The sequence below is a fragment of the Coriobacteriia bacterium genome, assembly GCA_034370385.1.
Lineage (GTDB): Bacteria > Actinomycetota > Coriobacteriia > Anaerosomatales > PHET01 > JAXMKZ01.
This window is the reverse complement of sequence record JAXMKZ010000005.1, coordinates 276,634-301,658: the sequence shown is the minus strand read 5'-3', so window position 1 is coordinate 301,658 and position 25,025 is coordinate 276,634. Positions and strand designations below refer to the sequence as shown.

The window sequence follows — 25,025 nt, the reverse complement described above, 5'->3', positions numbered from 1 at the left end:
CCAAACGGGCGATGGCTCGCCACCGCCCGCCCGACGGAGCCCGCCGCCAAGCCGAGCCGACATGTGGATCCCCCCACACTCAGAACACTCAGTCCCGCGAGCATACTCGTCGCCCACGAACGTGGCAACCGAATGAGTGGCTCCACCGGAAGTGGAGTCATCCAAGTCGATTCGTTGCCTCGAAAAAGGTGATACCCGAAGTGGCCCTTTTTGGATCGACCGGCACTGGACAGGGGCTTCGATGACTCAGCCGCGTTCGTCTGGGGCCGTCGGGCTCAGCCCGCGAGAAGTGCCTGGACTCGCTCGAATGCATCGCGTTGGGTGATCTCGGCATCCCCGTCCATCTGTTCGAGAAACTCCGCGACGGCGGACGGCCCGAAGTGAGCCGGCGATTCGAACGTGCGCTCCAGGATGCCCACCATTTCGCCAATCAGCCCGTGTCCGGGGAACGGCGCGAACTCCCCAATGACAGCACTGATGCCTCTTGGGTAATTCGCCAGGACGAACCAGATATCGTAGGCATCCTTCTGCTTGATGCGGCTATCCAACGCCGAGCCCTTCATCACGAGATACGGGGCCACGCCGGCAACCCTCACAATGACTGAGTCCATGGCACCGCCGGGCAGGCGAGCTTCGACCTGTCGCTCTTCTGTCGCGCCCAAGAGCAGCAGATCAGCCCCTCGGGCCTTGCGCGGTTGCAGGTCCTGGACCCGCTGCGTGCGGTGCCCCTTGCCTCTGCCGCCGTACTCACCAGCTAGGAAGTCGACCTCGACCGTGACCGGCTCGCCGCCAGTTTCCACATGGCGGTACCAGATGAACGGCTGGGATTCGTCCTGGTAGTAACCGTTGGCTCTTAGTGATGCACTGATTCGCGCATAGACTTCGTCCGTCTCAGCCAGATGATTGAGCGCGACATCGACATCGGTGCTGCCGACATGTCCCGTGCTGTCGGGCATGAGGAGCGGTGGCACCCAGCCTCCCACGATGACCATGTCGTCGCGGTACTCACCGAGAACATGCACGAGTTCTACAAGAACCGACTTTGCGGCCTCAACTGCATCCGGAGGATAGTCGGACTGGCTTATCGCCATGATGGCCTCAGCTCTCGAATCAGCAATTCTTCGGCGGCTTCTTCGCCACGGCCAGCCATGGATCTCACATCCAAGAAGAGCTGGATGGGTGAGACCGTGCGGAGGTCATATCGGGTCTGGGAGCCGCTGAAGACGCCTTCGTCATACGGCTTGAGCAACAGCACGTTGCCTCCGGAGTCGACCGACTTGAGTTGGGTGTTCAGCGCTAGGCTGTCGACTCCGGAAGGTACGTAGATGCTCGCTCGGTTGTAGCGGACTCGTGGAGACGACAGCCGCGCACCTGAGAAGCCGGTGAGTGCATACGGCACGCCACTCTCTCGGCACCATGCCGCGACGGCGACCTCGGCATCGGCGACCGACTCGAGAGAGTAGAACTCCGACACTCTGTTCTGCTTGTATGAGTAGGCATCCGCCCATGCCAGCAACATCGCTTCCGGCTCCACCAGCTCAATGACTCCCGAACCGGTGGCAATCCACTCTCGTTCCTCGAGCGCTCGTTTGATCTTCGAAACGAGGCCGATGCTCACTTCCGCGGTCTTTGACAGCTGCTGGACCTGCCACGTGCGCTTCGGTTCATTCAGCAACGTCCGGAGCACACGCGAGGACTTCGGAGTGAACAGTGCGACTGTGTCCCGTTTCTCACGGTACGGGTTCTGCGGCGAGATCCTCTCGACGTAGACATCCTCAAGCGACAGCCAGCAGTTCCCTGCCAAGTCAAAGAAGCCAACGCCCGATTCCCGGCAGATTGCAGCGCTGACATCCGAGATGAATGGCGCCGCAAACACCGGATACGCATCGCGGGTGGCCTGCGCGAGCATCAGTCGGCTGAGGTGATCCACTGCCTCCCGAGCTCGCTTTGGTTGGCCGACGGCGCTTGTCTTGAACAGCAGCGTGCGCTCTCGCCCCAGAACACTGAGACGTACCACCAGATCTGCACTCATCCCGTCCGGGTAGATGACCTCCCGCTCTACGGACTTGATGCTAGTCTTCGGCACGTTCCTGAGGCATGATTCGATTGCGCTGGGGAGCGACTCAAGGAGTTCGGCTTCTTTCACTGTAATAACCTCTTTCACCATTTGGTGAAACACAGCTTATCAGTGAAAGTCCCGTAGGGTCAAGTCCTGCACCGTCCGGGTCGTCTGACGCTGGAGTCGGCGACGACGGCGATGCCCGTCGCCAGACAACGACCCCCAAGGCGCCCGTCAAACGCTACAATACGAACGCTCGTGGCTTGGCGGATGGCTCCTGTGGATCTGGTTTCGGTACCTACACGGTAACCAGACTCGCCGCAGCGCACTGACAGCACGAGCAAACGCTGGGTCCGACCTGCAGGAATGCACAACCGCCCTCGTAGCTCAGGGGATAGAGCACAGGTTTCCTAAACCTGGTGTCGCACGTTCGAATCGTGCCGGGGGCACCACACATACACGAAGGCCGGCGGGGCGTATCTGCTTCGCTGGCCTTTCTCGTTCCGCGATGTCCTACAGATCGCTCGCGCAGACAGGGTCTGCGCTGAGGTGCCGCTCGGCGAACGCGATGATGACATCGTCCCGCTCGCCGGCGAGCAGTTCGGTCGTGTCGACCCGCAGTCCGGTCGCCGCTTCGATCTCAGACACGGCCGCCCCGGGGTAGTGTCGCTCCATCACGCCGACCAGCGTCCGCGTCAGCCGGCTTATGGCAGCCGATCGCTTCTCACCGAGCTCGGCGTACATCGCACAACGTGCGCTCTCAAGCTCAGCAGTGAGGATGGCTACCCGACGATTTCGGTACCAGCGCAACCACACTCCTACCAAGATCGCGGCGGCCACAGCGACGGTGATCGATACCATCAGCAGGATCCCGAACTCCGGCTCGCGCATCTCGAACAGGAGCGCGACCTCGACCTCGCGCGACTTCGCCAGCGTGCTGACGCGCGCGGCAAGCTGGGAGTCTGCATGGGAACGAGCCTCGACCAGCGCGGCGGCTAGACCGAACGGTGGTGAGGGGCCAGGCGTGTCCGTATCCCGATTGAAGCCCACTGCCGTCGCGACTCACTTACGTTTGGCCCACCGCAAGCCGCCGCTCCAAGACCCGGCTGGTCATCGAGAACACGAGCGTCATAGCCAGGTACATCAGGGCGACCACAGCAAATATCTCGAAGGCTCGGAACGTACGCGAGTAGACCTGGTTGGCGATGTTCATCATCTCGGTGATCGCTAGCAGCGACACCAGCGAGGTGTCCTTCAGCATCGATGAGAAGGAGTTGACCAGCGGCGGCGTCGCCGTGCGCAGGGCTTGCGGCAACACAACCCACAGAAGCGTATGCCACCAGCGCATTCCCAGAGCATGCGCGGCATCGTGCTGGCCCCGACTGACGCCGGCCAATGCTCCCCGGACTATCTCCGAGACATACGCGCCGCCGTTAAGCCCAAGTCCGACGACAGCGGCCACGGTCGCTGGCATCACGACCCCTACCTGGGCGAGCCCGTAGTAGATGAAGAAGAGCTGCACCAGCAACGGCGTCCCGCGAAAGAGCTCCACGTAGACGGACAGGGATCGACCGAGCCACTTCGTGCGGCTGCGAACCGTGCCGACGAATGTGCCGATCACGAGTGCCAGCAAGAAGGACATGGCGGTGATCCTGATCGTCACCGTGGCGGCGACCATCAGTTCGGGCATCCAGTCCAAGACCACTTGCCACTGCAATGATTGCACGAGACTCCCTCATGAGAGCGTCAAGGGGACGGCCCGCAATCCGCCGCCCCCTTGAAGCGTGAAACGCCCGACGAGTTCGGCTACTTCTGGACGGTGAGCCACTTCGCGAGCAGCTTGTCGTAGGTGCCGTCGGCCCGGACTTCGGCCAGCGCAGCGTTGAATGCCTCGACGAGCGCCGTGTCACCCTTAGGAAACACGCCCACCAGGTCGGCGGTCTCGAGCGGCTCTCCGACCAGATCGAAGCTCGGATCGACCCTGCTCTGCTCAACGGCGAACGCCTGCCCGGCAAGCACGGCTTCGATGCGCCCGGCCTTGAGGTCGTTCATGGCGTCCTGCGTCAGCTTGTACTTCTTGACTTCCTTGAAGCCAACCTCGTCGGTGAGGTTGTCGGCGATCTGCTCCGAGCCGGAGCCAAGCTGCACGCCGACGACCTTGCCCTTGAGACCCGCCTTGTCGGTGATGCCCGCGGGGTTGCCCTTGGCGACGATGATCACGTCCGGGAGCTGGTAGTAGACATCTGAGAACTCAACGTTGGCTTCTGCCGCTTCCTTCTTGGACATGGCCGAGAAGATGAGGTTGTAGTCGCCCTTCTCTATGCCGCCCAGAAGCGCCTGCCACTCAGCCGGCTTGAAGGTCGCCTTGACCCCCATCTTCGCCACGATCGCATTCATGAGATCGACGTCGAAGCCCTCGATCTCCTTGGTCTTCTCGTTCGTCGACTCGAAGGGCGCGTAGAAGGGGGCAAGGCCCACCACCAGCTGCCCGGCGTCGATGACTTTCGTCAGCGAGTCGTCCGCTGCAGCAGCGGGCTCGGCCGGCTGGGCGGCATCGGTCGACTCCCCCCCGCACCCGGTCAAGGCGAGCGCCATGATCAGGCTCGTCACAAGAAGCATCGCAATCCAGGTCTTCCTCATGCCATAGTCCTTTCGTCTGGTCTTCATCCTGAGAGGTGCTCTGTCACACCTCGGAACTCAACATCCAGCCCCGCGTCACCCATCAGCGCCTGAAGGACCTCAATGAAGACGCCTGGCTTCGGCGCCTCAGAGGCCTGTGGGATTCCCGTGTCAGACAGCGCCGCTATCTCTCCGCCGGCGTAGCCGACGCAGGTGCGGCTGACACCGCAGCTTGGGCTGCCGTCGACGCCGACAACCGCTTCGATGGTGCAGCCGTCCGCCTTGAGGGCCAGCAGTATCTCCACGATCGGCTCAAGGAGCTTCTGGCAATGACGTCGGTACGATGCGACGTCGTACTGCTCGCGCGTCATCCCCCACCGCGCAAGACCGAGATACGTGGCCTCGGGGCAGGGCAGCTGGACGATGCCGACCCCGCATTGAATGAGGGAATCCACGACGTCACGACGTGCACCCTCGTAATCGGCAAGGCCATGGACCTTGGTGTTCGCATTCAGATGGCAGTGAGCGACCACTGCGACGGCACGTCCCCGAGCTGGCACGGCTTCCTCCCCCGGAAGTCAGATCAAGTGAACGAGATAATCCTACGTGATAGTAGACATGCGAGCAACTTATACATCAAGAGCGACCCCACGCTGGTTACCGGGTCCGTCCGCAAGATCCCTAGCCGAGATGCAGCGCCTCATCGAAGCCGGGAACTCCGATCTGTGCGCTGTGCTCGGCTACGTGGCATTCGCGTCTCACAACACATAACCGCAGGTGGGAGAAGGTGTGTCCCCCTCTCCCACCTTGTGTTCTAGCGCCCGTTTGCTGAGAATCCCGCCTTCGTCCAGTGGCGCGGTTTTTGCTCGTTCGCGATGCCATTGCGCGCCATCGTAATCCTCATGGAGATCAACCCCGATGAAGGCTCCCGACACGCAGTCACCCGGGCGGCGGTTTGCCGCCGTCATGTTGCCGTTGGCTCTCGTGCTGGTCTGGGTCGGCGATGCGGTCGCGCAGAGGTTCAACGCACCCACACTCGGCTCGGAGTTCATGGCCGCCGCGCTCGCCATCCCCCTCTTTGCCTGGGCGCTCACCCGCCTGCGGCTCGACCGAGAGCGCATCCAGCTGCTCGCCGTCGCATCGCTTCCTGTTCTGCTCATGCTGATCACCTCCCTGCGGACAGCAAGTCCGGCTCAGGCCCTGCTCGGCGGGGGCCCCATGTGGCAGGGCTGGGTTCTGTGGGCGTGTGCGCTGGGATGGTTCTGGGTAGCTGTCGCGGCCGCTGACGGTCGCGACCTGATGCGGGTGGTACGAGTCCTCGTGTGGCTGGGGAGTCTCGCCGCGTTGTGGACGCTTTTCGAGTCGGCCGGACTGTTCGCCACCTATCAGGAGCGGAGCGGGGCCGCCGCCATGGCTCTGTTCGACAGCCCCAACTCGCTGGGCCAAGTGCTCACGCTCACGATCGCCGCGACCGTGAGCCTCGCGTTGCGCAAGAACCAGGATGCGCGAGTGCGTCTCGGCTACATCCTTCTCGCGCTCCTGCAGTTCTCGGCGATTCTGGCGGCCGGATCGCGCGCCGCCCTGCTCGGCATCGTCATCGGCGTTGCCGCCTACGGGATCCTTGAAAGCGGACACACCGGCCCGAGCCGGGCCGTTCGCCTCGTGTCCGCCGCTGCACTGGCTTTGTTCGGCGTCGGGTTCGGGGTGGTCTCCGCGGCATGGAGCGGGATTCTGGGTCCCGATGCCTTCAGCCGCGTCGATCAACTCCTCAGCGGTCGCTTCGCCATCTGGAACCATGCCGGCGAGAGACTGGTTCAGTATCCGCTCATGGGCGCGGGCCCCGGGTCCTTCGATTCGATCATCACGTGGGACGTGATGGCAGACGGTACCGTCGGCGCCTCTCTCACCTACGACCAACACAGCATCCTGCTGACCTGGCTCATGGGAGCGGGGCTGCTCGGGCTGGCCGCCTTCGGGCTGGCCGCAACGGTGCTGGGCCTCCACATCGTCCGCTCGGTCGAGGCAGCGCACTCGAGCGCTTCCGTCCGCGTGCTCGCAGCCGGTGGTGTCGCGCTGTTCGTGGCGATGCTCTCGTCGTGGCCCGAGCCGCTGGCCCTTCTGAGCGTGAGCCTGATCGTGGGCTGCCTCATCACCAGCGGCTCGTTGCGCGGCTCTTCCCCAAAGCCCTCGCTCTCATGGCGCTCCCCCGTCGTCGCCGTCCCTGTGACGATAGCCGCGGTCGCAACGTTGATCTCGCTTGCGGCGCTCGTTCCGGCCGTGAACGCACGGCTGCTCACCGCACGGGCCGAAAACTATCCGGAGCTCATCAGCCGCATCGAGCGAGCGCTGTCCGACACTGACGACTACAGCTACCTCACGAGCGAACTGACCCTCATCCAGCGGCGAGGGAGCCTGGCGGTCCCCGACTCAGTGGCCGTCGACATGCTTCGGAAGCTGGCGGCCGACTACCCCCCTGAGGCGACCGGCCGGGTGGAGATTCCGCTGCTCGCCCTCGACATCCTGTACCAGCGCGCCGGAGAGCTGTCCGCCGAGGAGTACTGGGGGCTTTCCCGCTTCTACGCCGAGAAGGGTATCGAGGCCAGTCCGTCCGAGGGCGTCTGGAAGTACGCACTCGCACGTGCCGCCTACACCACCCACCGCTCCGACACCGCTTCGTACGTCGACGACGCGCTCGCGTCCGGTCTTCCACAGTCGGCCGCCATCTTCGTGCGGCAGATGCGCTGACGCCGCACCCGGTCAGGGTGATCGAGAAGGGCGCCCCGAGCGGGTTGGTCGCTGTAGCCCTTCATCGTCTGAATGGGCCCGAAGCTGTTGAGGGTCATCGGCTCGACGCGGACGCCGCCTTCCGCGGCCACTCGCCCAGCAACACGCCCTTGAGCACCGGCACGCGCCCGATTACGAGCGTGACCGCGATGGAGCCCGCCAGCGTGAACGCGAACGACGCTGCGATTGCTGCCAGGCTGCTGCCGAACTCCACGCGCAGGAACAGCCACTGAGCGCAGTAGACGCCCAGGGTAAGCCGCCCCAGCGCGTCGAGTCTGAACCGTCTGGCCACCGGCTCGGCGAACTCGATGAGCACTGCTGCGGCAGCGGTCCCGGCTAGGCCGAGCACCACCTTCAGCGCGCCGCCGGCGAGCGCGCCCGCGACACCCATCGTCCGCATCAGTGGAACCGCTATCAAAGGGTAGGCGAGCAGCGGCACCCACTTGAGTAAGGGGCGGTCGGGCTGCAGCGGGCGCTTCCACTGTCCCCAGGTGAAGCCGGCGGCGAAGAACGGCCAGTAGGTGACGGTCTTGAGCAGGCCGAAGTCAGGCGCTACCCCCAGCGCCTCGCGCGCCCACGCTAACAGCAACAGCGTCACCCAGCCGGCGGCGAGAAGCGTCAACGGCCGCTCGGCAAGGTTGTAGAAGAGCGCCAGAACCGCCGAGCAGAGCACGAGCGCGGGCAGGTACCACAGCCCCGCGGTAGGCGATACGACGATGCGCGCGAGGTAGCCGACAAGCCCCTGGGCCAGCGCGACCGGCTGCTGCTCATTCAGCGTTGTCACCCGCAGTGACAGGAAGAAGATCGCGTGCCAGGCCAGGAACGGCACCATCAGTCTCACCGCGCGGCGCCAGACCCATTGCGGCCGAGGGCCCCTCACCCGCCCCGGCAACACGAAGCCGGACAGGAACATGAACAGCGGCATCTCGAACGCCGAAAGCAGCAGGTAGAGTGCGTTGTCGGCGGGCTCGGGCACGCTTCTCAGCAGCACGTGGCCCAGCACCACGCACGAGATCGCGAAGCCCTTCAGCGCGTCGACGCTGAAGAGCCGATGCGAGCCGTGTGGATGCCCGCTCACGGGAGGAGCCCGCGCAACGGCACGCCCAGCTGTTCGAGCGCGGACGAGATCGAGTCCGTTTGCGTGCGTTCGATGCAGTCCACTGCGATGCGCGCGCATCCTTCGGCATCCGACGCCGCGTCGTGGTGAACGAGCCGGATACCGCAGTGGTCACAGACGACGTCGAGCGTGTGGCGTGGCAGCTCGGGAAGCACCTTCCTCGCGATGGCGAGGGTGCACGCGTACTCGTAGTGCGGCGCGTCGATCTCGCGCGATTCGAACAGGGCACGCAGCACCCGCATGTCGAACGGTGCGTTGTGGGCGAGAAGGCGCGTGCCCTCCAGGACCTGGCGCACCTCCCACCAGACCTCGTCGAACTCCGGTGCGAACTCGGTATCCTCGGCGCTGATGCCGTGCACGTTGGTGTTCCAGAACTCGTACTCGTTGAACGGCGGGCGGATCAACCACGACAGGGTCTCGACGATCCGGTCATCTTCGACGAGCGCGACGCCCAAAGCGCACGCGCTGTTCGGCTCGCGCGTGGCGGTCTCGAAGTCGATGGCGGCCCAGCGTTCGGTCACGGCGGCTCCCGGGGCGATACGGACGTCGGCCCAGTGTATCGCGCCGCGCCGTCTAGAGCCCGAGCGCCGCATCGACCTCGCCCAGCGAGAGCCCGCCGCCGGGTTCGCCACAACCTCGCCACCGGGGGCTCGGCCAGCAGCGCACGGCACGGGGCGAGACAACTGCTCTCCTGCGCTCACGCACCCGCTTGACGCTCTTGGGCGGCGGTGTTACCTTCGATACCACCATTAATACTACACGAGGTACTACCACTATGGCGAAGACAACCATATCCGTGCCTGACGAGCTGCTGGCCGAGGTCGATCGAAGAGCATCCGAAACGGGTACGACACGCAGCGGTTTCGTTCAAGAGGCGGCCGCTCGTTACATCATCGAACTCGACGAGGAGAAGGCGCGCCTCGAACGTGCCGACCGTATCGGCGTGGCGATGGCGGGTATGCGCGAGGTCGCCCAGCACATGCCTCCCGGCACCGATGGCAACGCGATCATCCGCCGCTTCCGTGATCTCCCGGAGCCGTGGCTGCCTCCGCGTGAGGGAGCCGGGGAATGAGCCCCGCGCGGCCGCTCTACGTCATCGACAGTTCGGTCGCGTACAAGTGGTTCAACGACGAGAACGAGTCGCACGTGTCCACGGCCCTTGAGTTGCTGCAAGGTCACCGCGACGGGACGTTGCTTCTGACGGCGCCGGCTCACATGCCCACCGAGGTGCTCAACGGGCTCCGATACTCCCGGCTGGGCGACGAGTACCTCCGACGTGTTCCGGGACAGCTCGCGGGAGCAGAAGTCGCGCTGGTCCCGCTGGACGGGGCGCTACTCGCACAGGCGCTCGAACTGGCTCTCGCCTACGACCTCACGATCCACGACGCCCTCTTCCCCGCACTCGCGGTCCAGCTCGACTGCGATCTCGTCACCGCTGACCGCGCGATGGCGCGCGTAACCGAGTGCCCCGTGCGACTACTCGCCTGACACGCACTGCTGCGAGCGCACAAATCCGCAGACGGCGACCCGCCTCCCCTGATGCTGGGAATAGTGACCTTACGCGCGGCGGCGTGGGGGTCGCCGCACATCGCGGCGGTGGGGTCGCCGCAGCCGCGGCCGGGGTGCCGCGGAGCGCTTGGGGGTGATTCGTCATGCTCATCTCGAGCATCCGGCAGGCTGTCGGCATGGGTCCACGAATCGGCAGGCTCTGCATCGCAGTGCTCCTCGCCATCTCGTTGATGCCGATGCCCGCTGCACATGCCGCACGTCAGGATCTGACGATTGCCGTATGGGCCGACTCGGACAGGGACGGCAAACCCGAACTGTTCGGCGTCGACTGGGACGGCGATGGTCTGATCGACGAGTGGTGGCACGACGACAACGAGGACGGTGTCGTCGACCGCGTCGAGGTAGAGAACACGGGCGGGAACACGTTTCGCTCGCCCCGCGGCAGGCCCGGAATGCGCGTGAGGGTCACGCCGCTGGCCGGCGGCGGCGCTCAGGTCGCCGTGGACTGGAACGGCGACGGACGCTACGACGAGGTGTGGTGGGACGTCAACGGCGACGGACGCTATGAGGACACCGACACCTACGAGACCGAGTCCAAGGTCGTCGACAACACGAAGGCCACGCGGTTCCGCGGTGTCTTCGTCGGCGTGAACAACCGGCCTCTCCAGTACCCCGAGAAGGACGTCGACGATATCTGCGACGCACTCGACGACCATACGCCGTCTTGGAACTCAGCGGACATGGCGAAGCTGAAAGGCGCGGGGGCGACCCCGGCCGCCATCCAGTCCGCGATCAATGCGGCGAAGGCATCCTCGAAGCCGGGTGATGAGTTCGTCTTCTACTTCTCGGGCCACGGTGGTGGCTGGAACAAGAAGAAGGGCAAGATGGGCGGCGGCTTCGTCGACGGGAACGGCGATGAGTCCGCCAACCGCGTGCCCGAGTCCGAGTTCGGGCGCTTCGATGGCAGCAGGATGCCCACGCCGCCAGCGGGTTACGAGCGCGTTCGGTCCGTCGACATGGACGGCGACGGCGCTACCGACACCCAAGTGGTCAAGGACGACACCGGGAAGGTCACGGTGCGCCGGCGCAATGCAACTCCTACGCCCGAGTGGCGTGAAGCCGGCAGCGACTCCGACGGTGATGGAGACGTCGACGGTGACGACGGCGGCGTCGACATGAACGGCGACGGCGACAAGAACGACTTCGTCGGCGTCGACGACACGATCCAGGTGGCAGGCGGCGTCGAGATCAGCGACGACACGATCGCCCAGTGGCTATCAGGGTTCCCGGAGTCGGTGACGATCGTGGTCATCCTCGATTGCTGCCACGCCGGAAGCTTCGTCAACGACATGCAGCGGCTCACGGACAGCGCCGGCAAACCTCTGAGGCCGGGCCACATGGAGGTCGTCGCGGCGGCAGCGTGGGACGAGACCGCAGCCGAGGAGCCCATCTCGAACGGCGTCCTCACGCAGGCCATCCTCGACGCACTCACGCCGCTTCCACCGTCCACGACCGGGGGACACACCACCAGCCTCGCCGACTACCTCGGCAACCGCGACGACCGCACCACGACCGCCGAGCTGGCGAAGTGGGTCGGCCCAAGCGCGGTGACGTACTTGAACACCGACAACGACGGCGACGGTCGGCGCAACGAGGACGACATCGACACGATCGAGGTGTTCACGGGTTCAGAGTCGATAGTCGCCTCGGGTGACCCTGCGGTCTTTCCGCCGCTCATCAGGACCGTCGAGCAGACGGCGACCGACATCGACGGCGACACGAAGAAGGGCGAAGACAAGAGCTCGCGCGTCGTGAGTTTCTTCGACGTCTGCTGCGACCCCGAGTTCGGGTCTCGCGGAACGCCACGTCTGCTCAACTGGGTGAGCGGCGATGCGCCGTTCGATCTCTCGGGCATGGGGCCTGCGATACGGCTCTTCTCCGCCTCGCCCGTTATGCCGGGCACAACCGAGACGCCCGGCCCGACCCTTGAGTTCGCGGTCCGACAGCTGCCGGCCCCCGCCCGCCCCGCACCGATGACGGCAGGCGGTCCCATGCAGTACGGCTCCGAGGTCTTCGACGTGAACGTGAACATCGTGAACCAGATGCCCGAACTCGACACGGTCACAACGGCGTCAGTGCCCGTCGCCAACCGTCTGCCGATGCCGGTCCTCGCATCGCCGAGTCTGCGCATGGAACTGCAGCCTCTTCCGGGCGTGCCGCTCGAGGTCTGCCTGCCCGCCGTCTACGACACGCCCACGGCGCAATGGCAGCCCATTATGGAGCGCGTGATCGACCCGGACCGCCAAGTCATCAGCTTCTCGCCGGAGCACTTCTCGCGTTACGCGCTGCTGTACTTGGGGCCACCGCCGATCGTGCCCGACCCGGCACCCCTGCCGCCGAAACGGCTGCTGGCCAGCGCCGACGGTGAGACGGTGACGGTCGCGTGGTCGAACCCGACCGACCCTGACTTCCTCGCCACCCGGCTGTTGCGCTCGACGCTCCGCTTCGCCGAAGGTCCGTCCGATGCGACGAGCGTCCAGGCGTACGAGGGCGACTTCGTCGCGCGGGTCGAGACGCTTGCACCCGGGACCTACTACTACACCGCATTCTCGCGCGACCTCACGGGAGGATGGAGCCTTCCCGTCACCGCGACGGCCGCTGTGCTGTCGACACCGACGAACCTCCCGCCGCTGGCGGTCGAGGACACCTACACCGCCGAGCAGGACGCGACGCTCACCGTACCGGCTCCCGGCCTGCTCGCAAACGACTCGGATCCAGACGGCGATCCGCTCGCTGCCGAACTGGTCTCGCCACCACTTCACGGCACCGCCGTCGTCAACGCGAGTGGCGCGTTCACCTATCACCCGAACCTGATGTGGGTGGGCTCGGACACGTTCTCGTACCGCGCGAGCGATGGGACCACGTACTCGGCGCCGTGCACGGTCACCGTCTCGACCCAGCCGTTTGCGAAGCGCGCGACTGAGACGACGATCACGTCCGCCGGCCGGACGATCACCTACGGGCAGCTGACGATGCTCGCCGGTCGAATCACCGTTGATGCCACTGGTCTGGCAGGTGCGGCGATCACGATCGAGCGCTCAAGCAACGGGCTCACGTTCGCCCCGTTCGGGACGGTCGTGGTGAGCGGTTCAGATGGCACGTTCGATTTCACCGTGCACCCGTCGACGAAGACCTGGTACCGGGCCGTCTACGCAGGCAGCGCGGAGCATGAGGGCTCGACGAGCGGACCGGTACTGGTGCAGGTCCGCGCAAAGGTCGGCACCCCGACCGGGACGACGAGTCTGCGGGCGGGCGTGCGGGCCACCTTCCGCGGCACGCTCTCGCCGGCTCATGCGAATGGCGCACGCGTCGTGAAGGTCTACCGCGAGCGTTACCTCGGTCGTGGGCGGTGGCAGCGCGCCGGAGGCTACATCCTTGCGAGGGTCTCCACCGTGCGCGGCCGCTCCACCTACTCGGCCACGAGCTCGTTCACGAAGGGAACATGGCGGCTACGCGCCTACCACGCGGACGCCGCGCATGCAGCCGCGTGGTCTCAGTACGGTAAGAACATACGGGTGCGCTGAGCCGCGGGGGGTCGGGAGTTGACGATATCGAAGTCACGGGCGACCCAGCGTTCGGTCACAGCGGCTCCCGGGCGATACGGACGTCGGCCCAGTGTATCGTGCCTCGCCGTTTAGAGCCCGAGCGCCGCATCGACCTCGGCGTCGTCGGTCTGACCGAAGCGGCGATAGAACTGACCAACGGCCGCGAAGTGCTCGGGCACCTCGACGATGACGACGTCGTCGGCCACATCCTGGAGCATGCGCACGGTGTCGGGCGGGGCGACCGGAGCGGCCACCACGATCCGGGCGGCGCCCGCCCGTCGCAGCCACCCTACCGCGGCGAGCGCGGTCAACCCCGTCGCAAGGCCGTCATCGACGAGGACCGCTGTCTTGCCTGCGACCGCCGGGGCGAGCGAACCGCTCGACCACCTGGCTACCTCGCGCTGAACCTTGGCTCGTGCGGGGCCGGCCAACGCCTCGACCTCGCCCAGCGAGTAGCCCGCCGCCGGGTTCGCCACAACCTCGCCATCAGCGGCAACGGCTCCTACGGCGTACTCGGCGTACCCCGGCGCACCGACTTTGGCAGCCACTGCTACCGCCAGTTGGCATCCGAGCGCGCGAGCGACCTGCGCCGCCACGACGACGCCGCCGCGAGGGATCCCGAGGATGAGCGCGGCATCATCGCCACCGGGGGGCTCGGCCAGCAGCGCACGCACGGGCCGAGACAACTGCTCGCCTGCGTCCACGCGATCGCTGAACACCCTGCGTCACCTCCACGTTGAATCTACCCGCCGCTCTGCCCGGCGCATGCCGTCTGCGCCCAGGCGGTGGACGCGATGCCCTTTCAGGGTCTTTAATGGGACCGTTCCGCTGACGAGAGGATCGTGCACGTGCTCGAGCTCAGCTTTATGCCCTTATCCCAGGTCGCTCTGTTGGCATGCCTCGTCGGCTCCTTCGCGCTGGGCGTCGCAGCGGTCTTCTCGATGTGCCCGCTGATGCTCGCATCGTTTGTCAGCATGCGGCGCGCTGGCGCGGACGTTGACCGCGTCGTCGCGTCGGGGGCCTACCACTCCGGACGCATCGGTGGAAACGTCGTCATGACCACCGTCTTCGGGCTGTTCGGCTGGATGCTCTTTGCCCCGGAGTCGCCGGTATCGCACCTGTCTCGGATCCACTACCTGCCTGAGTGGCTGCTGGCGCTCTCGGGAACCTCGATGATAGTGGCGGGAATCACGATCTTCGCGCGTCCGAACATCGGCGCGATGCCCGTGCCCGGCCCGGGCACCTGGCTCGTTCGCAGCCCTTCCTTTGCTCGGGCCATCTCCTACGCGACACACCAGCGCTCGCCTTGGCTGCTCGGTCTGCTTGTGGGGATCATGCCGTGCGTTCCGCTGCTACCCGTGCTCGCCACTTCCGTAGCGATGGGCACGCCCCTCATGGGGGCGATACTCGGGCTCGGATTCGGCGCAGGAACGCTCGTGGCGCTGCTCGCCCGGGGACGCGTCGCCAGCGCCAACGAATCGGGACACATGACGCCTCTGGCAACGGGGCCCCTCGCGTTCGCAACGATCGTCGTCACCGTCGTCGGTGCGTTCATCGTGGTGGCGGCAGCCATCGCGACGATGCGCTGACCGGCTCAGCCGCGTCGGTACTACACGAGGAAGCGTGCCGTGCTTCCGTGCTCTGAAGGCGTTATCTCCAGCCGAGCGTCGATGCGCTGTCTGAGCTCGGGCACGTGGCTGATGATGCCGACGAGCCGCCCCTGATCCGCGGCCACACCAGCCAGCCCAAGCAGCGTCGTGATCGCCGTATCGAGCGACTCGGGGTCGAGGGTACCGAAACCTTCATCGATGAAGATCGTCTCGAGCTTCACGCCGCCCGCGTGCGCCTGAACCGCCTCGGCTAGGCCAAGAGCGAGGGCGAGTGACGCGAGGAACCCCTCGCCTCCCGACAGCGTGCCCGCCGGCCGCGACTCACCCGCCTGTTCGTCGAAGACGGCAAGCGCGAGCCCGGCCGCTCGGCCGCGATGCTCCACGGCGGTGGACCGCTGGAGCCGGTAGCGACCACCCGTCATCAGCTGCAGGCGGTGGTTCGCGTGCGTCAGCACGTCGTCGAGGTACGAACCCAAGACGTAGCGCTGGAGCGAAAGCTTGAGGTCGTTGTTGCCCTCTGCGACCTCTGCGAGCCGTGCCACGAGTTCGTAGGCCACCGACGCTTCGGTGCCTTCGCGCTCGTAGCGCTCGATCGTGGCGACCGCAGTCCTCTGCGTTTCGAGGACCTCGCGGGCGGCCCCCAGCTGGGTTGCCGTGCGGGCGGCCTCGGCGGCCGTCGCTACAGCGGTACTCTCGAGGGCGGCGATGTCGACAGTCTCGCTCGCTTGGGCGGCCGCCGTCGCTCGCGCCGCGCGGTCTTTGGCTGCTGCGAGCGCGGTGTCGAACGCCCTGACGCGGCCTTCGAGTGCGTCGATCTCGGCCGGGGTGCGGCGGCGCTCGGTGAAGTCGCGCTCGCCTTCAAGTCCGGAGGTCGCAAGCGCGGCGGCGAAGGCCTCGTCGCAGGCCTCGATGGATGCCTTCGCCTCCTCAAGGCGCAGGGATGCCGAACTCAGCGCCGTTCGAGCGCCTCCGAGCGCCTCCGTCGCGGCGTCGCGCTTCGCCCGACAGTCCGCCAGGTCGGCCGCTGCCCGGGACTGTTCCGCGCGCCGACGCGTCACGTCTTCGCGCAACGTTGCCGCTTCCGCAGCGAGTTCGAGTGGATCCGCCTCGGCAGCCTCACCTGCCGCTTGCACCTCTGTCGCGGCCTTCGCCGACGCGGTGACATGTGTCCGTTCCGCCGCGGTGACCCGCTCCGCGGCCGCAGCATGTGCCGCCGCAGTCCGCGCCGCGAGCGCGCGCGTCGCGTCGAGCTCGGCGTCGGCAACCGCGGCCTGGCCCGCAACAGCGGGAGCCGGATGCTCCGACGCGCCGCACACCGGGCACGGCTCCCCGGGCTTCAGGGCCTCGGCAAGGGCGGCCGCACGATTCGCGCGCCAGCGCTCCTCGACCTCGCACGCGGACGTGTGGGCAGCGGTCGCCTCGTCACGCACTGATTCGAGTTGCTCGCGGGCCTTTGCCAGCTCGGCCTCGGCCCCCGCCGCGCTGGCCCGAAACTCGGCAAGGCGGCCTGCTTCTGCGGCGTGGCGCTCGGCCTCGGTGGCCGCGAGTTCGAGCCGATCGATCTCGTGGATCGCGGCCTCGACGGCGTCGGCGGCGTCGGCTGCCTGGCAGGCCAGCACGTGCGCGCCCTCGAGCTTCGGAAGCTCCGTGACAGCGGCAGCGTGCTCAACCGAGACGCGAGCGAGCGTCTCATGTGCAACACGCCTCGCGTCGAACGCGGACTGCGCACCCAGTGCGGCGCGTGCGCCCGCCAGCTCGTCACGGACCAAGACGATGTCGTCACTGCCCGCCTCGAGCGCTTCAAGCGCCTCGGCAGCGGTCTTCGCCTCGGCGAGCACCGTGGCGACCGAACGACCAGCTTCAAGCGCCGCTCGTGCCGACTCTGCCACGCTAGCGGCGTGCGTGCTCACGTTCTCCGCGTCACGAACGGCCGTCTCAGCGGCCCCGACCAAGGCGTCGAGCTCATCTCGCGACTCGACACCGGCGTTGGCAAAGACGCCGGCGCGTTGCGAGAAGAGATCCTCTACGGCTCGCCGAGCCTCGTTGCGCCGCTGCTTGAGAAAATCGGTGATGCGCACGAAGCGCTCGGTCCTGAAGAGTTGGCGCAGTATGTCTTCGCGTGTCTTGACGTCTGCGGACAGCACCTCCCGGAAGCGCCCCTGCGGCAGCACGACCACCTGGCGGAACTGGTCGCAGTCGAACCCGAGAATCTCGCGAACGCGCGCATCGACCTCGCCGATCTTGGTGGCGAGCACCTCGCCCTCATCCGCATCCGAGGCGCACCCCGTGCGTTTCCACAAAGCCGCCTTGGGCTTCTCCACGGTGGTGCCGCCGCCCGTCTTCTTCGGCCGCTCCTGCTCGGGCTGGCGCCAGATGCGATAGGTGTCCGGGCCCACGCCGAAGTCGAAGGTCACCTCGGTGAGCTGCGCCGCATCGGCCTGCAGTGCGCGCATCTCCTTTCCGCTGCGTTCGTCGCCGGTGGTGGCGCCGTACAGCGCGAAAGTCAGCGCATCGAGCACGGATGTCTTGCCCGCTCCGGTGGGGCCGTGGATGAGGAAGAAGCGCTTGTCGCCGAGCTCGCGAAAGTCCACGGTCTGAGTGGCCGCATAAGGTCCGAATGCACAGATGGTGAGCACAATCGGCCTCATCGCGTCTCACCCGCCTTGCGTTGGGCGAGCAACGCATGAAGGGTGGCGCGCTGCGCTTCAGCGATCACTCCCGTGGTCACGAACTCGTAGAAGCGCTCGAACACCTGCTCGTCCGAGAGGCGCTCCACGTGCACCGTGCCGGGCTCGCCGATGTCAGAATCCGGGTCGCTCGCCTCCAGTCGGCGCACGACGCGCATGAGGTTGGGGTAGAGCTCGGCAAGCCGCCCGCGCGCATCCGGCGGCATCATGGTCTCGTCGAGCACCGCCTCGATGTAGTCGTCGCGGCGCGCGTCGGCTGCGGCGGAAGCGAGCAGCTCGGCGAATGTGCCGTTGATGCGCCGCACATCCCGAGCGGCACCGAGCTCGACCGCTTCGACGCGGGGAGGCTCGCCTGCGGTCAACTCGACGAGCGAGACCGCTTTGGCTTGCGCGCTCTCGTCGAAGGCGTACTTGAGCGCCGAACCCGGGTAGTGGATGCGCCCGTCGGCAAGCGACTGCCGCCGATGGAGGTGCCCAAGCGCGACGTAGTCGAACCCGTCGAAGACCGATGCACCGACGGCGCCCGTTCCCCCCACCGTGAGCCCTCGCTCAGAGTCGCTTGTGAGGCCTCCGGCCACGAAATGGTGCGTGACCAGCACCTGCAGGGGCTCGGAGGCCGCCGCCGCGCGGATGCGCGCCACCGAGGCCTCTACCGCTGCCTCGTGGTCACGAACCTCAGGCTGCTGGAGCGCCGCCCTGGTTTCGATGGGATCGGCATACGGCAGCAGCCAGAATCGGGCGGCGTCCTGACCGTGGCCTATCACGCACGAGCGCACCTCTGGTCCGATGACGCCGGCAACGTGCAGGCCGGCCTCATCGAGCACGCGCGACGCGAACCCCACGCGCTCGGGTCCGTCGTGGTTGCCCGCGACCATAAGCACCGGGACTCCGAGTCCGCGCACGATTCGCGTGATCACGTCATCGAGCAGGGCCACCGCCTCGGCGGGAGGAACGGCTCGGTCGTAGACGTCACCTGCGATGACGACGGCATCGGGCTTCGTCTCAGCTACCGCTTCAACGAAGCGCTCGAGCCACCACGCCTGGTCCTGTATGAGCGAGCGGCCGTGAAGCGTCCGCCCGAGATGCCAGTCACCCGTGTGTAGGAACCTCAATCCCTCTCCCCTCGTGAGTCGGTCCCCGAAAGGGTGCCGACCACCGTGAGTTCACCGTAGCACCCCGGACTGACAAATCAGCGCTCGCCCTACGCGTCGAGTTCGACAAGGAGGCTGCGAAGCTGAGGCAATGCCTCTGGAACCGACTGCCTGACCGCGTTGATGACGAGTCCTGCATCAACGCCGAAGTAGTAGTGCACGAGCTTGTCGCGCATTCCCGCTATGCGGCGCCAGTTGATCTGGGGCCTGCGTGCCTGGATTGCCGGGGGAACGTGTTTGGCTGCCTCGCCCATCACCACAAGGTGGTGCAGTACTGAGCCCCACAACGGCGATGTCTCGATGAGTATGTCCGCGTCGTCCAGCCCTTGGGTGAACAACAGGATCTTCTCGCACGCGTCGATCATGTCCTCCACGTGCGCCCCGACATCACGCACTCCAGACATCTACCGCCTCCCTGACCACGTGCGGCTGCACGCGAGGGCGAAGCGACTCAAGCGACCCGGCGTCCACCTTTCGGCCAAGAATCGACGCCAGTCTCTCTTCCGCACCGAAAACCGTCTCGAGCGTCGGGTGCTCGACTTCCACGATCAGGTCGACATCACTATCTGCCCGCTGTTGCCCACGAGCAAAGGAGCCGAACACCGCGATGCGTGTGATGCCATAGCGGTCTACCAGCTCCGGCACGTGCGAGCGTATGCGCGTCACGACCTCGCCGAGATCACGTACGGGAAGCTGCACGACGGTAGCGGACGCGGCGCCCAGGGCCCCGCCGTACTCTCCCCCCGCCTCCGCGGCCATCAGCGGCATTTCAGGCTGCGGTGCCCACGTCACCCCAAGAGCGTCGGCAACGTGACTGAGCCGCGCAAGCGACACGCATGCGTACCGATCCCGCTCCCAAAGGGCTATCTGCTGCTGGTGGACGCCCACGCGTTCAGCGAGCTGGCGCTGCGTGAGCTCCTGAGCCACCCGCGCCTCGACAAGGCGATTCCCTATGGCGATGAGCGATGTCATAGGGGGATTCTACAATGATTTCGATGTTGATACAACTATTTCGTTGTAGAACGGAGGTGTCGCACTAACAACGCTAGAGCACGGCGTCAGCGCCCTGCATGCCTCCACCGTGTGACGCGAGACTCGATCGCGTTGAGCGCCTCATAGAGCACGACGCCCAGCAGCGCCATCGCGATGATGCCCGCGAACATCGCCGGGTAGTCGATTCGTCCCCACGCGTCGACGATGTACCAGCCCAGCCCGTTCGTGCCCGCGATCGACTCTGCAAGGAACAGGACCGCTATGGCAGTACCGGTCCCGATGCGCAGCGCCGTGAAGATCTCAGGCATCGCCGCGGGCACCACGACATGGCGAGCGACGTCGAGTCCTGAGGCGCCCAAAGAGCGGACGGACAACACGCTCGGCTCAGGAACGCTCTTCGCCGCATCGCGCGCGGTGACAAGGATCTGGAAGAACACGATCAGGCCGATCAACACGATCTTGGGGGCGTTGCCCAGCCCGAGCAACACGAGAAACACCGGAAGGAAGACCACCTTGGGGATCGGATACAGCAGAAACACCAGCGGAGCGAACACCGCGTCAGCTCTCTTCGAGCGACCGAGCGCCAGGCCGAGCGGGACCGCCAGCACCGTGCCAAGGACCATGGCGGCCACCACGCGCAGCAGCGAGACGATCGCTTCGGGCACGAGCGCCGGCAGTTGCGTGACGAACTCGGTCAGGGCGAGCACCGGACCGGGCAACGCCGGCGAGTCGATGGCAAGGGCGATAGCCCCCCACGCAACCAGCAGCACCGCCACGGCCGCCGCGTATCCGAGGAGCTTGGATGCGACGTTCTTCACAGCGTCGCACCCCCTGTCGCCGTCGCGCCCGGATGCAGCGCGCCCTCGCCGGCCAGCAGCGCGCGCAGCGCCACGCAGCGCTCGTGGAACAGAGTCGTGGACCGATAGCCGACCTCCCCCATCTCCGGGTTGTCGACGACAGCCGCGACGCGGCCCGGCCGTGGTGACATCACCAGCACGCGCCGCCCGAGGTACACCGCTTCCTCGATCGAATGCGTCACCAGCACCTGAGCGTGCCCGCGACGAAGCCACAGGTCGAGCAGGACATCTTGCAGGTCCTCGCGGGTCAACGCGTCGAGCGCAGACAGCGGCTCATCCATCAGCAGCAGGTCGGCGTCGAGCGCTACCGCGCGTGCAAGCGCCAGCCGCTGACGCATGCCGCCCGAGAGCTCCGCCGGATACGCCCGCGCAAACTCCGCGAGTCCGACACGCTCAAGCGCCTCCGTCGCCGCGCGAACCACGTCGGCCCGTCTGCCCCCGCGAAGCTGCAACCCGAGCGCCGCATTCTCCAGCGCGGTCTTCCAAGGGAGCAGCCCGTACTCCTGCAAGATGAGCGCAGTCTCTCGGCGAACCGCCTTCAGCGGTGAGCCCGCCACGCTGACGCCGCCGCCCGTCGGCTGCAAAAGCCCGGCTGCCACCAGCAGCATCGTCGACTTCCCGCAGCCGCTGGGACCGATCACGGAGACCGGCTCGCCCGCCTCGACGCTGACCGACAACGACTCGAGGGCCCGGACACTGCGGCCCGAGCCCTCATAGGTGAGCGTCAGTTCGATCAGTTCGAGTGCGTACACCGGCGTCAGTTCTTCGGCAGCACCAGCGTGAGGTCCTCATACGTGACCTCGGATTCCAGGTAGCCCTTGCCCTTCATCCACGTGATGACGGCGTCCACCTCGGCCTTCGTCGGCAGTGTGTGCGTCGGATAGGTGTTCACCTGGTAGGTAGTCTCGAGCGGCTTGGGAAGCCTCGCCTGCTCAACCAGTAGGGGCCGGTACGCCTCGGGGTCCGCGTTGATGTCGGCGACGGCGCGATCCCACGCCCTCATCAAGGCGTCGACCGTCTCGGTGCCACCTGCCTCGCTCATGAACGTGTCCGAAATCCCGAGAACCGTCTGCGAGAGGTTCGACTTGCTCGTCGTGTCGTCGGCAACCAGCACCGCGCCTTCCGACTCCGCAAGCGACAGGAACGGCTCGGGCAGCGCTGCGGCCTTGAGCTTGCCCGACATCAGCAGCTCGTAGCGGACCGGCACCTTCTTGACCTCTTCGACCTTCACCTGATCAGCTGGCACGCCCGCCTCGGCCATCAGCCCGTCGAGAACGTACTCCTGGATGGTCGCCGACGAGGTGCCCACCGGCACACCGGCAAGTTCGGTCAGCGCCTCGATGCCCGTTGCGCCCTTCCAGCCCTTCGGCGCCGCGATGCCGAACCGCCCCTGACTCTGGTCGGCTCCCAGCATGACCGTGGCAAGCGTCACGCCGGTTCCGGCGGCTTCGAGGTTCGCCGAAGCGATGATGTCGCCCATGTAGCCATCGATGGCACCGGAGGCAAAGGCCACATCTCGCTCCTGGGCGCTTTGGAACACCACGATCTCGAAACCAGGAACGCCCTCCTCGCCGATGTAGCCCTTGTCCTCGGCCACCCACAGGGGAAGCGAGTCTTCCGTCGGCAGGGTGCCGATCTTGATGGCGATGGGCGGGACGGCGGCGGGCGGCTCGGGGTTGGTCTGTGTCGGCTGCGCCGGAGAGGTGCACCCCGCGACGAGCAGAAGCGACGCGGCTGCACCGGCAACCGCAAGGCGTGCGAAACGGAACTGTCGGATCATGGGCGGGTCTCCTTCGTTGTGGTCAGTCGGCGCAGACAGCGCGGCGCAGCCGGATCTCATCGCGCACAGGAATGCTCGAGAACCCCGGCGTGGCCGAGCCGAACTTGTCGGCCACCTCGCCTACGGCGACCTCATAGATCGCAAAGCCATGCCGCTGGTAGAAGTAGATGAGCGGGATATCGTCGTTGGTGGTAGCGACACGCAGGAAGCTCAATCCGCGCTCGGCTGCGAAACGGTCGGCTGCGTCCAAGAGCGCCGCACCCACGCCGGTCCCTTGATGCTCGGGGTAGACCGAGATGAAGACGACGGTCGCCTCTCCGCGTCGTACAACAAGCGACATGAGTCCGATCAGCTCGCCGTCGGACTCTCCGATGAGGTTCACGCCTTCCAGCACGTCGACCGTCTCGCCGAACACATCGACGACCGTTTCGCCGATGGCCCGGTCGCAGATGGTCTCGATCGCACCGCGGTCGGACGGCTCACCGCGACGCACTGTGAACTCGACGGGAGGCTTCTCAGTATGCCCGGCGCACGTCACGGACATGCGCGCCTCGCCCAAGGGGAGATCCTTGCCACACGTGGGGCAGCGGTACTGCGGGAAAGGAAGATCGAACTCGGAGTTCATCGGGCAGCTCCCTCACTGGATTCGAAAGGCTCGGGGCGGCGATCAGCCCCACCGAGCGAAACGCATTCACTTGTTATACCGCATGACCTCGCACGCTGCAGCGCGAGTTCGGTCAGCGGCGCCGCCGCGCCACCCCGGCGGGTAGCCGGCGTGCGTGCGCTATCATCGGCGTGCCGACTCGCGTCGAGCCCGACGCGCAGCAGCCACCGACCCGGAGCGCTCATGGACACCCCGATCTACCTCACTGAGTCCGCCGAACACCTCGAAGCGCTCGCTAGGGTCGAGATCCTCTACACCGACCTCGACGGCACACTGCTGGGCCCCGGCGGAACTCTGCTCGTCGATGGCGCCGGCTCACCCTCCACCACCGCTGCCACCGCGGTGGTCGACGTCAACCGCGCGGGTCTTCCCGTGGTGATCGTCTCGGGACGCTCGCGCTTGCAGCTTGTCGAACTCGCACGGATCTGTGGCTGGAACGACTTCATCGCCGAAGCCGGCGCCATCCGTTCGCGCTGGGACGGCACCACCCGCGCGCTCATCTTCGATACGCCGCACTGGCCACAGGATCTGCCGACCGACGGCCGCACGGTATTCGAGGAGATTCAGGCTTCCGGTGCCTACGAAGCGCTCGTCGAGGCGTTCCCGCGGCAAGTCGAGTACCACGACCCGTGGCATCTGCACCGGGATGCGACCCACGTGCTGCGCGGCTGCTTCGACACGACCGCCGCCCAAGCGGTGCTCGACACCTTCGAGCTGCCTATGGACCTGCTGGACAACGGACTCGTGCGCCGCACGTCACACGGCCTGACGTGCGACGGGCCCCTTCACGCCTACCACGTCGTCCCCAAGGGTGTATCGAAGCGTCGAGCCATCGAACTCGACCTTGCCGAGCGTGGCCTGGCTCCCCATCAAGCGGCAATCATCGGTGACGCGCAGACCGACCTGCAGAGCGCACCTTCAGTGGGCTTGGCCCTGCTCGTCGAGAACGCCCTTGAAGTGCCCGGGCTTGCAGCCGAGGCCGCTGGATACGCGAACGCCGCCTTCGTGCGCGGCAGTCGCGGGGACGGGTGGGCAGCGTTCGCGCGCCTCTGGATGGATGCCCGAGGCGAGTAGGGTATAATACGTCTGTTGCGCAGGTTCGCCTGCAAACAGTTGACAGCAAGGAAACGCACTTGAATCCGTTACGGTGCGGCTCCTGTTCGAACACAGGCCACTGCCCGGAAATGTCGAGAGACGCCAATGGGTAGAACAGCCCTCGCCGGCTTAAGGCGAAGGCTAAGGTGGCTGGGCGTGCGGCCCCTACGGGGTGCCGGCCGCGATACCCTTGCGGTCCTTACGTCGGACAGTGCCAAATCCACAGACGAGGGATGAGAGTGGTGTCGCGTTCGTGTCGGCCCCTCGGGGCGACCGTTCGCTGGCTTGTGCCGCCACGGCACACGCCTCTCGCCGCCCCTCATCCCACCGGATGCAGGGGCTTTTCTCTTGCCGTCCGATCTGTAACCGAAGAGACAGGGTCTACGTGAAGCCTCACAGTCCGTAGCCCTCCGGACGAGCTCCCGCCTAGGTGCGGTGCCGGCCGGAGGCCGACCTCGCACCTACAGCCATCCCCGTTGCGCCTTCAGTACGCCG

The 25,025-nt window shown here is 66.3% G+C and carries 23 protein-coding genes, 1 tRNA gene and 1 riboswitch; of the genes, 7 read left to right on the top strand and 17 right to left on the bottom strand.

The annotated features are described in order from the left end of the window. Positions 1 to 275 precede the first annotated feature (275 nt). Entirely contained in the window at positions 276 to 1,091 is an 816-nt protein-coding gene (locus U1E26_02385) for a hypothetical protein (protein ID MDZ4168491.1), read from the bottom strand. Next, positions 1,082 to 2,086 carry a type IV toxin-antitoxin system AbiEi family antitoxin gene (locus U1E26_02380; GenBank protein MDZ4168490.1) on the bottom strand — a complete coding sequence of 335 codons (1,005 nt, stop codon included), beginning with the start codon at positions 2,084 to 2,086 and terminating at the stop codon, positions 1,082 to 1,084. Before U1E26_02380 ends, U1E26_02385 begins: the two co-directional genes overlap by 10 nt. A gap of 349 nt (positions 2,087 to 2,435) precedes the next feature. Here U1E26_02380 and U1E26_02375 point away from each other — a divergent pair. After that, positions 2,436 to 2,511 (top strand) — tRNA-Arg (locus U1E26_02375). A 61-nt stretch (positions 2,512 to 2,572) separates the two neighbouring features. On the opposite strand, the gene U1E26_02370 is transcribed toward U1E26_02375, so the two are convergent. The 4 genes from U1E26_02370 to U1E26_02355 all read right to left on the bottom strand — a co-directional run bounded on the left by U1E26_02370 (position 2,573) and on the right by U1E26_02355 (position 5,238). Next, positions 2,573 to 3,109 (bottom strand): hypothetical protein, encoded by a 537-nt coding sequence (locus tag U1E26_02370; GenBank protein ID MDZ4168489.1) that lies wholly within the window; start codon positions 3,107 to 3,109, stop codon positions 2,573 to 2,575. Between the two features lie 16 nt (positions 3,110 to 3,125). Beyond that, positions 3,126 to 3,785 (bottom strand): amino acid ABC transporter permease, encoded by a 660-nt coding sequence (locus tag U1E26_02365; protein ID MDZ4168488.1) that lies wholly within the window; start codon positions 3,783 to 3,785, stop codon positions 3,126 to 3,128. Between the two features lie 80 nt (positions 3,786 to 3,865). Beyond that, positions 3,866 to 4,699, bottom strand: coding sequence for an ABC transporter substrate-binding protein (locus U1E26_02360; protein MDZ4168487.1), 834 nt, complete (start codon positions 4,697 to 4,699; stop codon positions 3,866 to 3,868). Positions 4,700 to 4,722: 23 nt separating this feature from the next. Next, on the bottom strand, positions 4,723 to 5,238 hold the full coding sequence (locus U1E26_02355) for a hypothetical protein (GenBank protein ID MDZ4168486.1): 516 nt from the start codon (positions 5,236 to 5,238) through the stop codon (positions 4,723 to 4,725). Positions 5,239 to 5,596: 358 nt separating this feature from the next. Between U1E26_02355 and U1E26_02350 the strand changes: the two genes are divergently transcribed. Continuing rightward, complete coding sequence (locus U1E26_02350; protein MDZ4168485.1) at positions 5,597 to 7,423, top strand: O-antigen ligase family protein; 1,827 nt, start codon at positions 5,597 to 5,599, stop codon at positions 7,421 to 7,423. A gap of 94 nt (positions 7,424 to 7,517) precedes the next feature. Here the strand turns inward: U1E26_02350 and U1E26_02345 are convergent, their stop codons facing one another. Then, positions 7,518 to 8,540, bottom strand: coding sequence for an acyltransferase (locus U1E26_02345; protein MDZ4168484.1), 1,023 nt, complete (start codon positions 8,538 to 8,540; stop codon positions 7,518 to 7,520). Then, positions 8,537 to 9,100, bottom strand: a complete 564-nt coding sequence (locus tag U1E26_02340) for a 3'-5' exonuclease (protein ID MDZ4168483.1) — start codon at positions 9,098 to 9,100, stop codon at positions 8,537 to 8,539. The genes U1E26_02345 and U1E26_02340 overlap by 4 nt, the downstream gene beginning before the upstream one ends. Positions 9,101 to 9,354: 254 nt before the next feature. Between U1E26_02340 and U1E26_02335 the strand changes: the two genes are divergently transcribed. From U1E26_02335 to U1E26_02325, 3 genes are all read left to right on the top strand, one after another. Beyond that, positions 9,355 to 9,651, top strand: a complete 297-nt coding sequence (locus tag U1E26_02335) for a ribbon-helix-helix domain-containing protein (GenBank protein MDZ4168482.1) — start codon at positions 9,355 to 9,357, stop codon at positions 9,649 to 9,651. Continuing rightward, a complete protein-coding gene (locus U1E26_02330; protein MDZ4168481.1) occupies positions 9,648 to 10,067 on the top strand; it encodes a type II toxin-antitoxin system VapC family toxin in 420 nt (139 codons plus the stop codon). Before U1E26_02335 ends, U1E26_02330 begins: the two co-directional genes overlap by 4 nt. Before the next feature lie 164 nt (positions 10,068 to 10,231). Next, on the top strand, positions 10,232 to 13,672 hold the full coding sequence (locus U1E26_02325) for an Ig-like domain-containing protein (GenBank protein MDZ4168480.1): 3,441 nt from the start codon (positions 10,232 to 10,234) through the stop codon (positions 13,670 to 13,672). 110 nt (positions 13,673 to 13,782) lie between these two features. Here the strand turns inward: U1E26_02325 and U1E26_02320 are convergent, their stop codons facing one another. Further along, positions 13,783 to 14,412, bottom strand: a complete 630-nt coding sequence (locus U1E26_02320) for a phosphoribosyltransferase family protein (protein MDZ4168479.1) — start codon at positions 14,410 to 14,412, stop codon at positions 13,783 to 13,785. A gap of 129 nt (positions 14,413 to 14,541) precedes the next feature. Here U1E26_02320 and U1E26_02315 point away from each other — a divergent pair, with 129 nt between their 5' ends. Beyond that, entirely contained in the window at positions 14,542 to 15,282 is a 741-nt protein-coding gene (locus U1E26_02315; GenBank protein ID MDZ4168478.1) for a sulfite exporter TauE/SafE family protein, read from the top strand. 20 nt (positions 15,283 to 15,302) lie between these two features. Here U1E26_02315 and U1E26_02310 read toward each other — a convergent pair whose 3' ends face one another. The 8 genes from U1E26_02310 to U1E26_02275 all read right to left on the bottom strand — a co-directional run bounded on the left by U1E26_02310 (position 15,303) and on the right by U1E26_02275 (position 23,396). After that, complete coding sequence (locus U1E26_02310) at positions 15,303 to 17,951, bottom strand: SMC family ATPase (protein ID MDZ4168477.1); 2,649 nt, start codon at positions 17,949 to 17,951, stop codon at positions 15,303 to 15,305. Beyond that, entirely contained in the window at positions 17,948 to 19,102 is a 1,155-nt protein-coding gene (locus tag U1E26_02305; GenBank protein MDZ4168476.1) for an exonuclease SbcCD subunit D, read from the bottom strand. The genes U1E26_02310 and U1E26_02305 overlap by 4 nt, the downstream gene beginning before the upstream one ends. An 89-nt stretch (positions 19,103 to 19,191) precedes the next feature. Beyond that, on the bottom strand, positions 19,192 to 19,545 hold the full coding sequence (locus U1E26_02300; GenBank protein MDZ4168475.1) for a HepT-like ribonuclease domain-containing protein: 354 nt from the start codon (positions 19,543 to 19,545) through the stop codon (positions 19,192 to 19,194). Beyond that, positions 19,529 to 20,113, bottom strand: coding sequence for a helix-turn-helix domain-containing protein (locus U1E26_02295; protein ID MDZ4168474.1), 585 nt, complete (start codon positions 20,111 to 20,113; stop codon positions 19,529 to 19,531). Before U1E26_02295 ends, U1E26_02300 begins: the two co-directional genes overlap by 17 nt. An 86-nt stretch (positions 20,114 to 20,199) precedes the next feature. Continuing rightward, a complete protein-coding gene (locus U1E26_02290) occupies positions 20,200 to 20,952 on the bottom strand; it encodes an ABC transporter permease (GenBank protein MDZ4168473.1) in 753 nt (250 codons plus the stop codon). Beyond that, positions 20,949 to 21,743, bottom strand: coding sequence for an ABC transporter ATP-binding protein (locus tag U1E26_02285; protein ID MDZ4168472.1), 795 nt, complete (start codon positions 21,741 to 21,743; stop codon positions 20,949 to 20,951). Before U1E26_02285 ends, U1E26_02290 begins: the two co-directional genes overlap by 4 nt. A 5-nt stretch (positions 21,744 to 21,748) precedes the next feature. Beyond that, on the bottom strand, positions 21,749 to 22,771 hold the full coding sequence (locus tag U1E26_02280) for an ABC transporter substrate-binding protein (GenBank protein MDZ4168471.1): 1,023 nt from the start codon (positions 22,769 to 22,771) through the stop codon (positions 21,749 to 21,751). A gap of 22 nt (positions 22,772 to 22,793) precedes the next feature. Beyond that, a complete protein-coding gene (locus U1E26_02275) occupies positions 22,794 to 23,396 on the bottom strand; it encodes a GNAT family N-acetyltransferase (GenBank protein ID MDZ4168470.1) in 603 nt (200 codons plus the stop codon). A gap of 222 nt (positions 23,397 to 23,618) precedes the next feature. Here U1E26_02275 and U1E26_02270 point away from each other — a divergent pair, with 222 nt between their 5' ends. Then, positions 23,619 to 24,509: a hypothetical protein gene (locus U1E26_02270; GenBank protein ID MDZ4168469.1), complete on the top strand. Its 891-nt coding sequence runs from the start codon at positions 23,619 to 23,621 to the stop codon at positions 24,507 to 24,509. Between the two features lie 57 nt (positions 24,510 to 24,566). Beyond that, positions 24,567 to 24,771: riboswitch (M-box (ykoK) riboswitch) on the top strand. The last annotated feature ends 254 nt before the right edge of the window (positions 24,772 to 25,025 follow it).

What these genes read in the sequence shown, in the direction of transcription:
- U1E26_02385 (MDZ4168491.1), bottom strand. Translation starts at nt 1,091, where the DNA reads ATGGCGATAAGCCAGTCCGACTATCCTCCGGATGCAGTTGAGGCCGCA.
- U1E26_02360 (MDZ4168487.1), bottom strand. Translation starts at nt 4,699, where the DNA reads ATGAGGAAGACCTGGATTGCGATGCTTCTTGTGACGAGCCTGATCATG.
- U1E26_02350 (MDZ4168485.1), top strand. Translation starts at nt 5,597, where the DNA reads ATGAAGGCTCCCGACACGCAGTCACCCGGGCGGCGGTTTGCCGCCGTC.
- U1E26_02335 (MDZ4168482.1), top strand. Translation starts at nt 9,355, where the DNA reads ATGGCGAAGACAACCATATCCGTGCCTGACGAGCTGCTGGCCGAGGTC.
- U1E26_02330 (MDZ4168481.1), top strand. Translation starts at nt 9,648, where the DNA reads ATGAGCCCCGCGCGGCCGCTCTACGTCATCGACAGTTCGGTCGCGTAC.
- U1E26_02325 (MDZ4168480.1), top strand. Translation starts at nt 10,232, where the DNA reads ATGCTCATCTCGAGCATCCGGCAGGCTGTCGGCATGGGTCCACGAATC.
- U1E26_02310 (MDZ4168477.1), bottom strand. Translation starts at nt 17,951, where the DNA reads ATGAGGCCGATTGTGCTCACCATCTGTGCATTCGGACCTTATGCGGCC.
- U1E26_02300 (MDZ4168475.1), bottom strand. Translation starts at nt 19,545, where the DNA reads ATGTCTGGAGTGCGTGATGTCGGGGCGCACGTGGAGGACATGATCGAC.
- U1E26_02295 (MDZ4168474.1), bottom strand. Translation starts at nt 20,113, where the DNA reads ATGACATCGCTCATCGCCATAGGGAATCGCCTTGTCGAGGCGCGGGTG.
- U1E26_02280 (MDZ4168471.1), bottom strand. Translation starts at nt 22,771, where the DNA reads ATGATCCGACAGTTCCGTTTCGCACGCCTTGCGGTTGCCGGTGCAGCC.
- U1E26_02275 (MDZ4168470.1), bottom strand. Translation starts at nt 23,396, where the DNA reads ATGAACTCCGAGTTCGATCTTCCTTTCCCGCAGTACCGCTGCCCCACG.
- U1E26_02270 (MDZ4168469.1), top strand. Translation starts at nt 23,619, where the DNA reads ATGGACACCCCGATCTACCTCACTGAGTCCGCCGAACACCTCGAAGCG.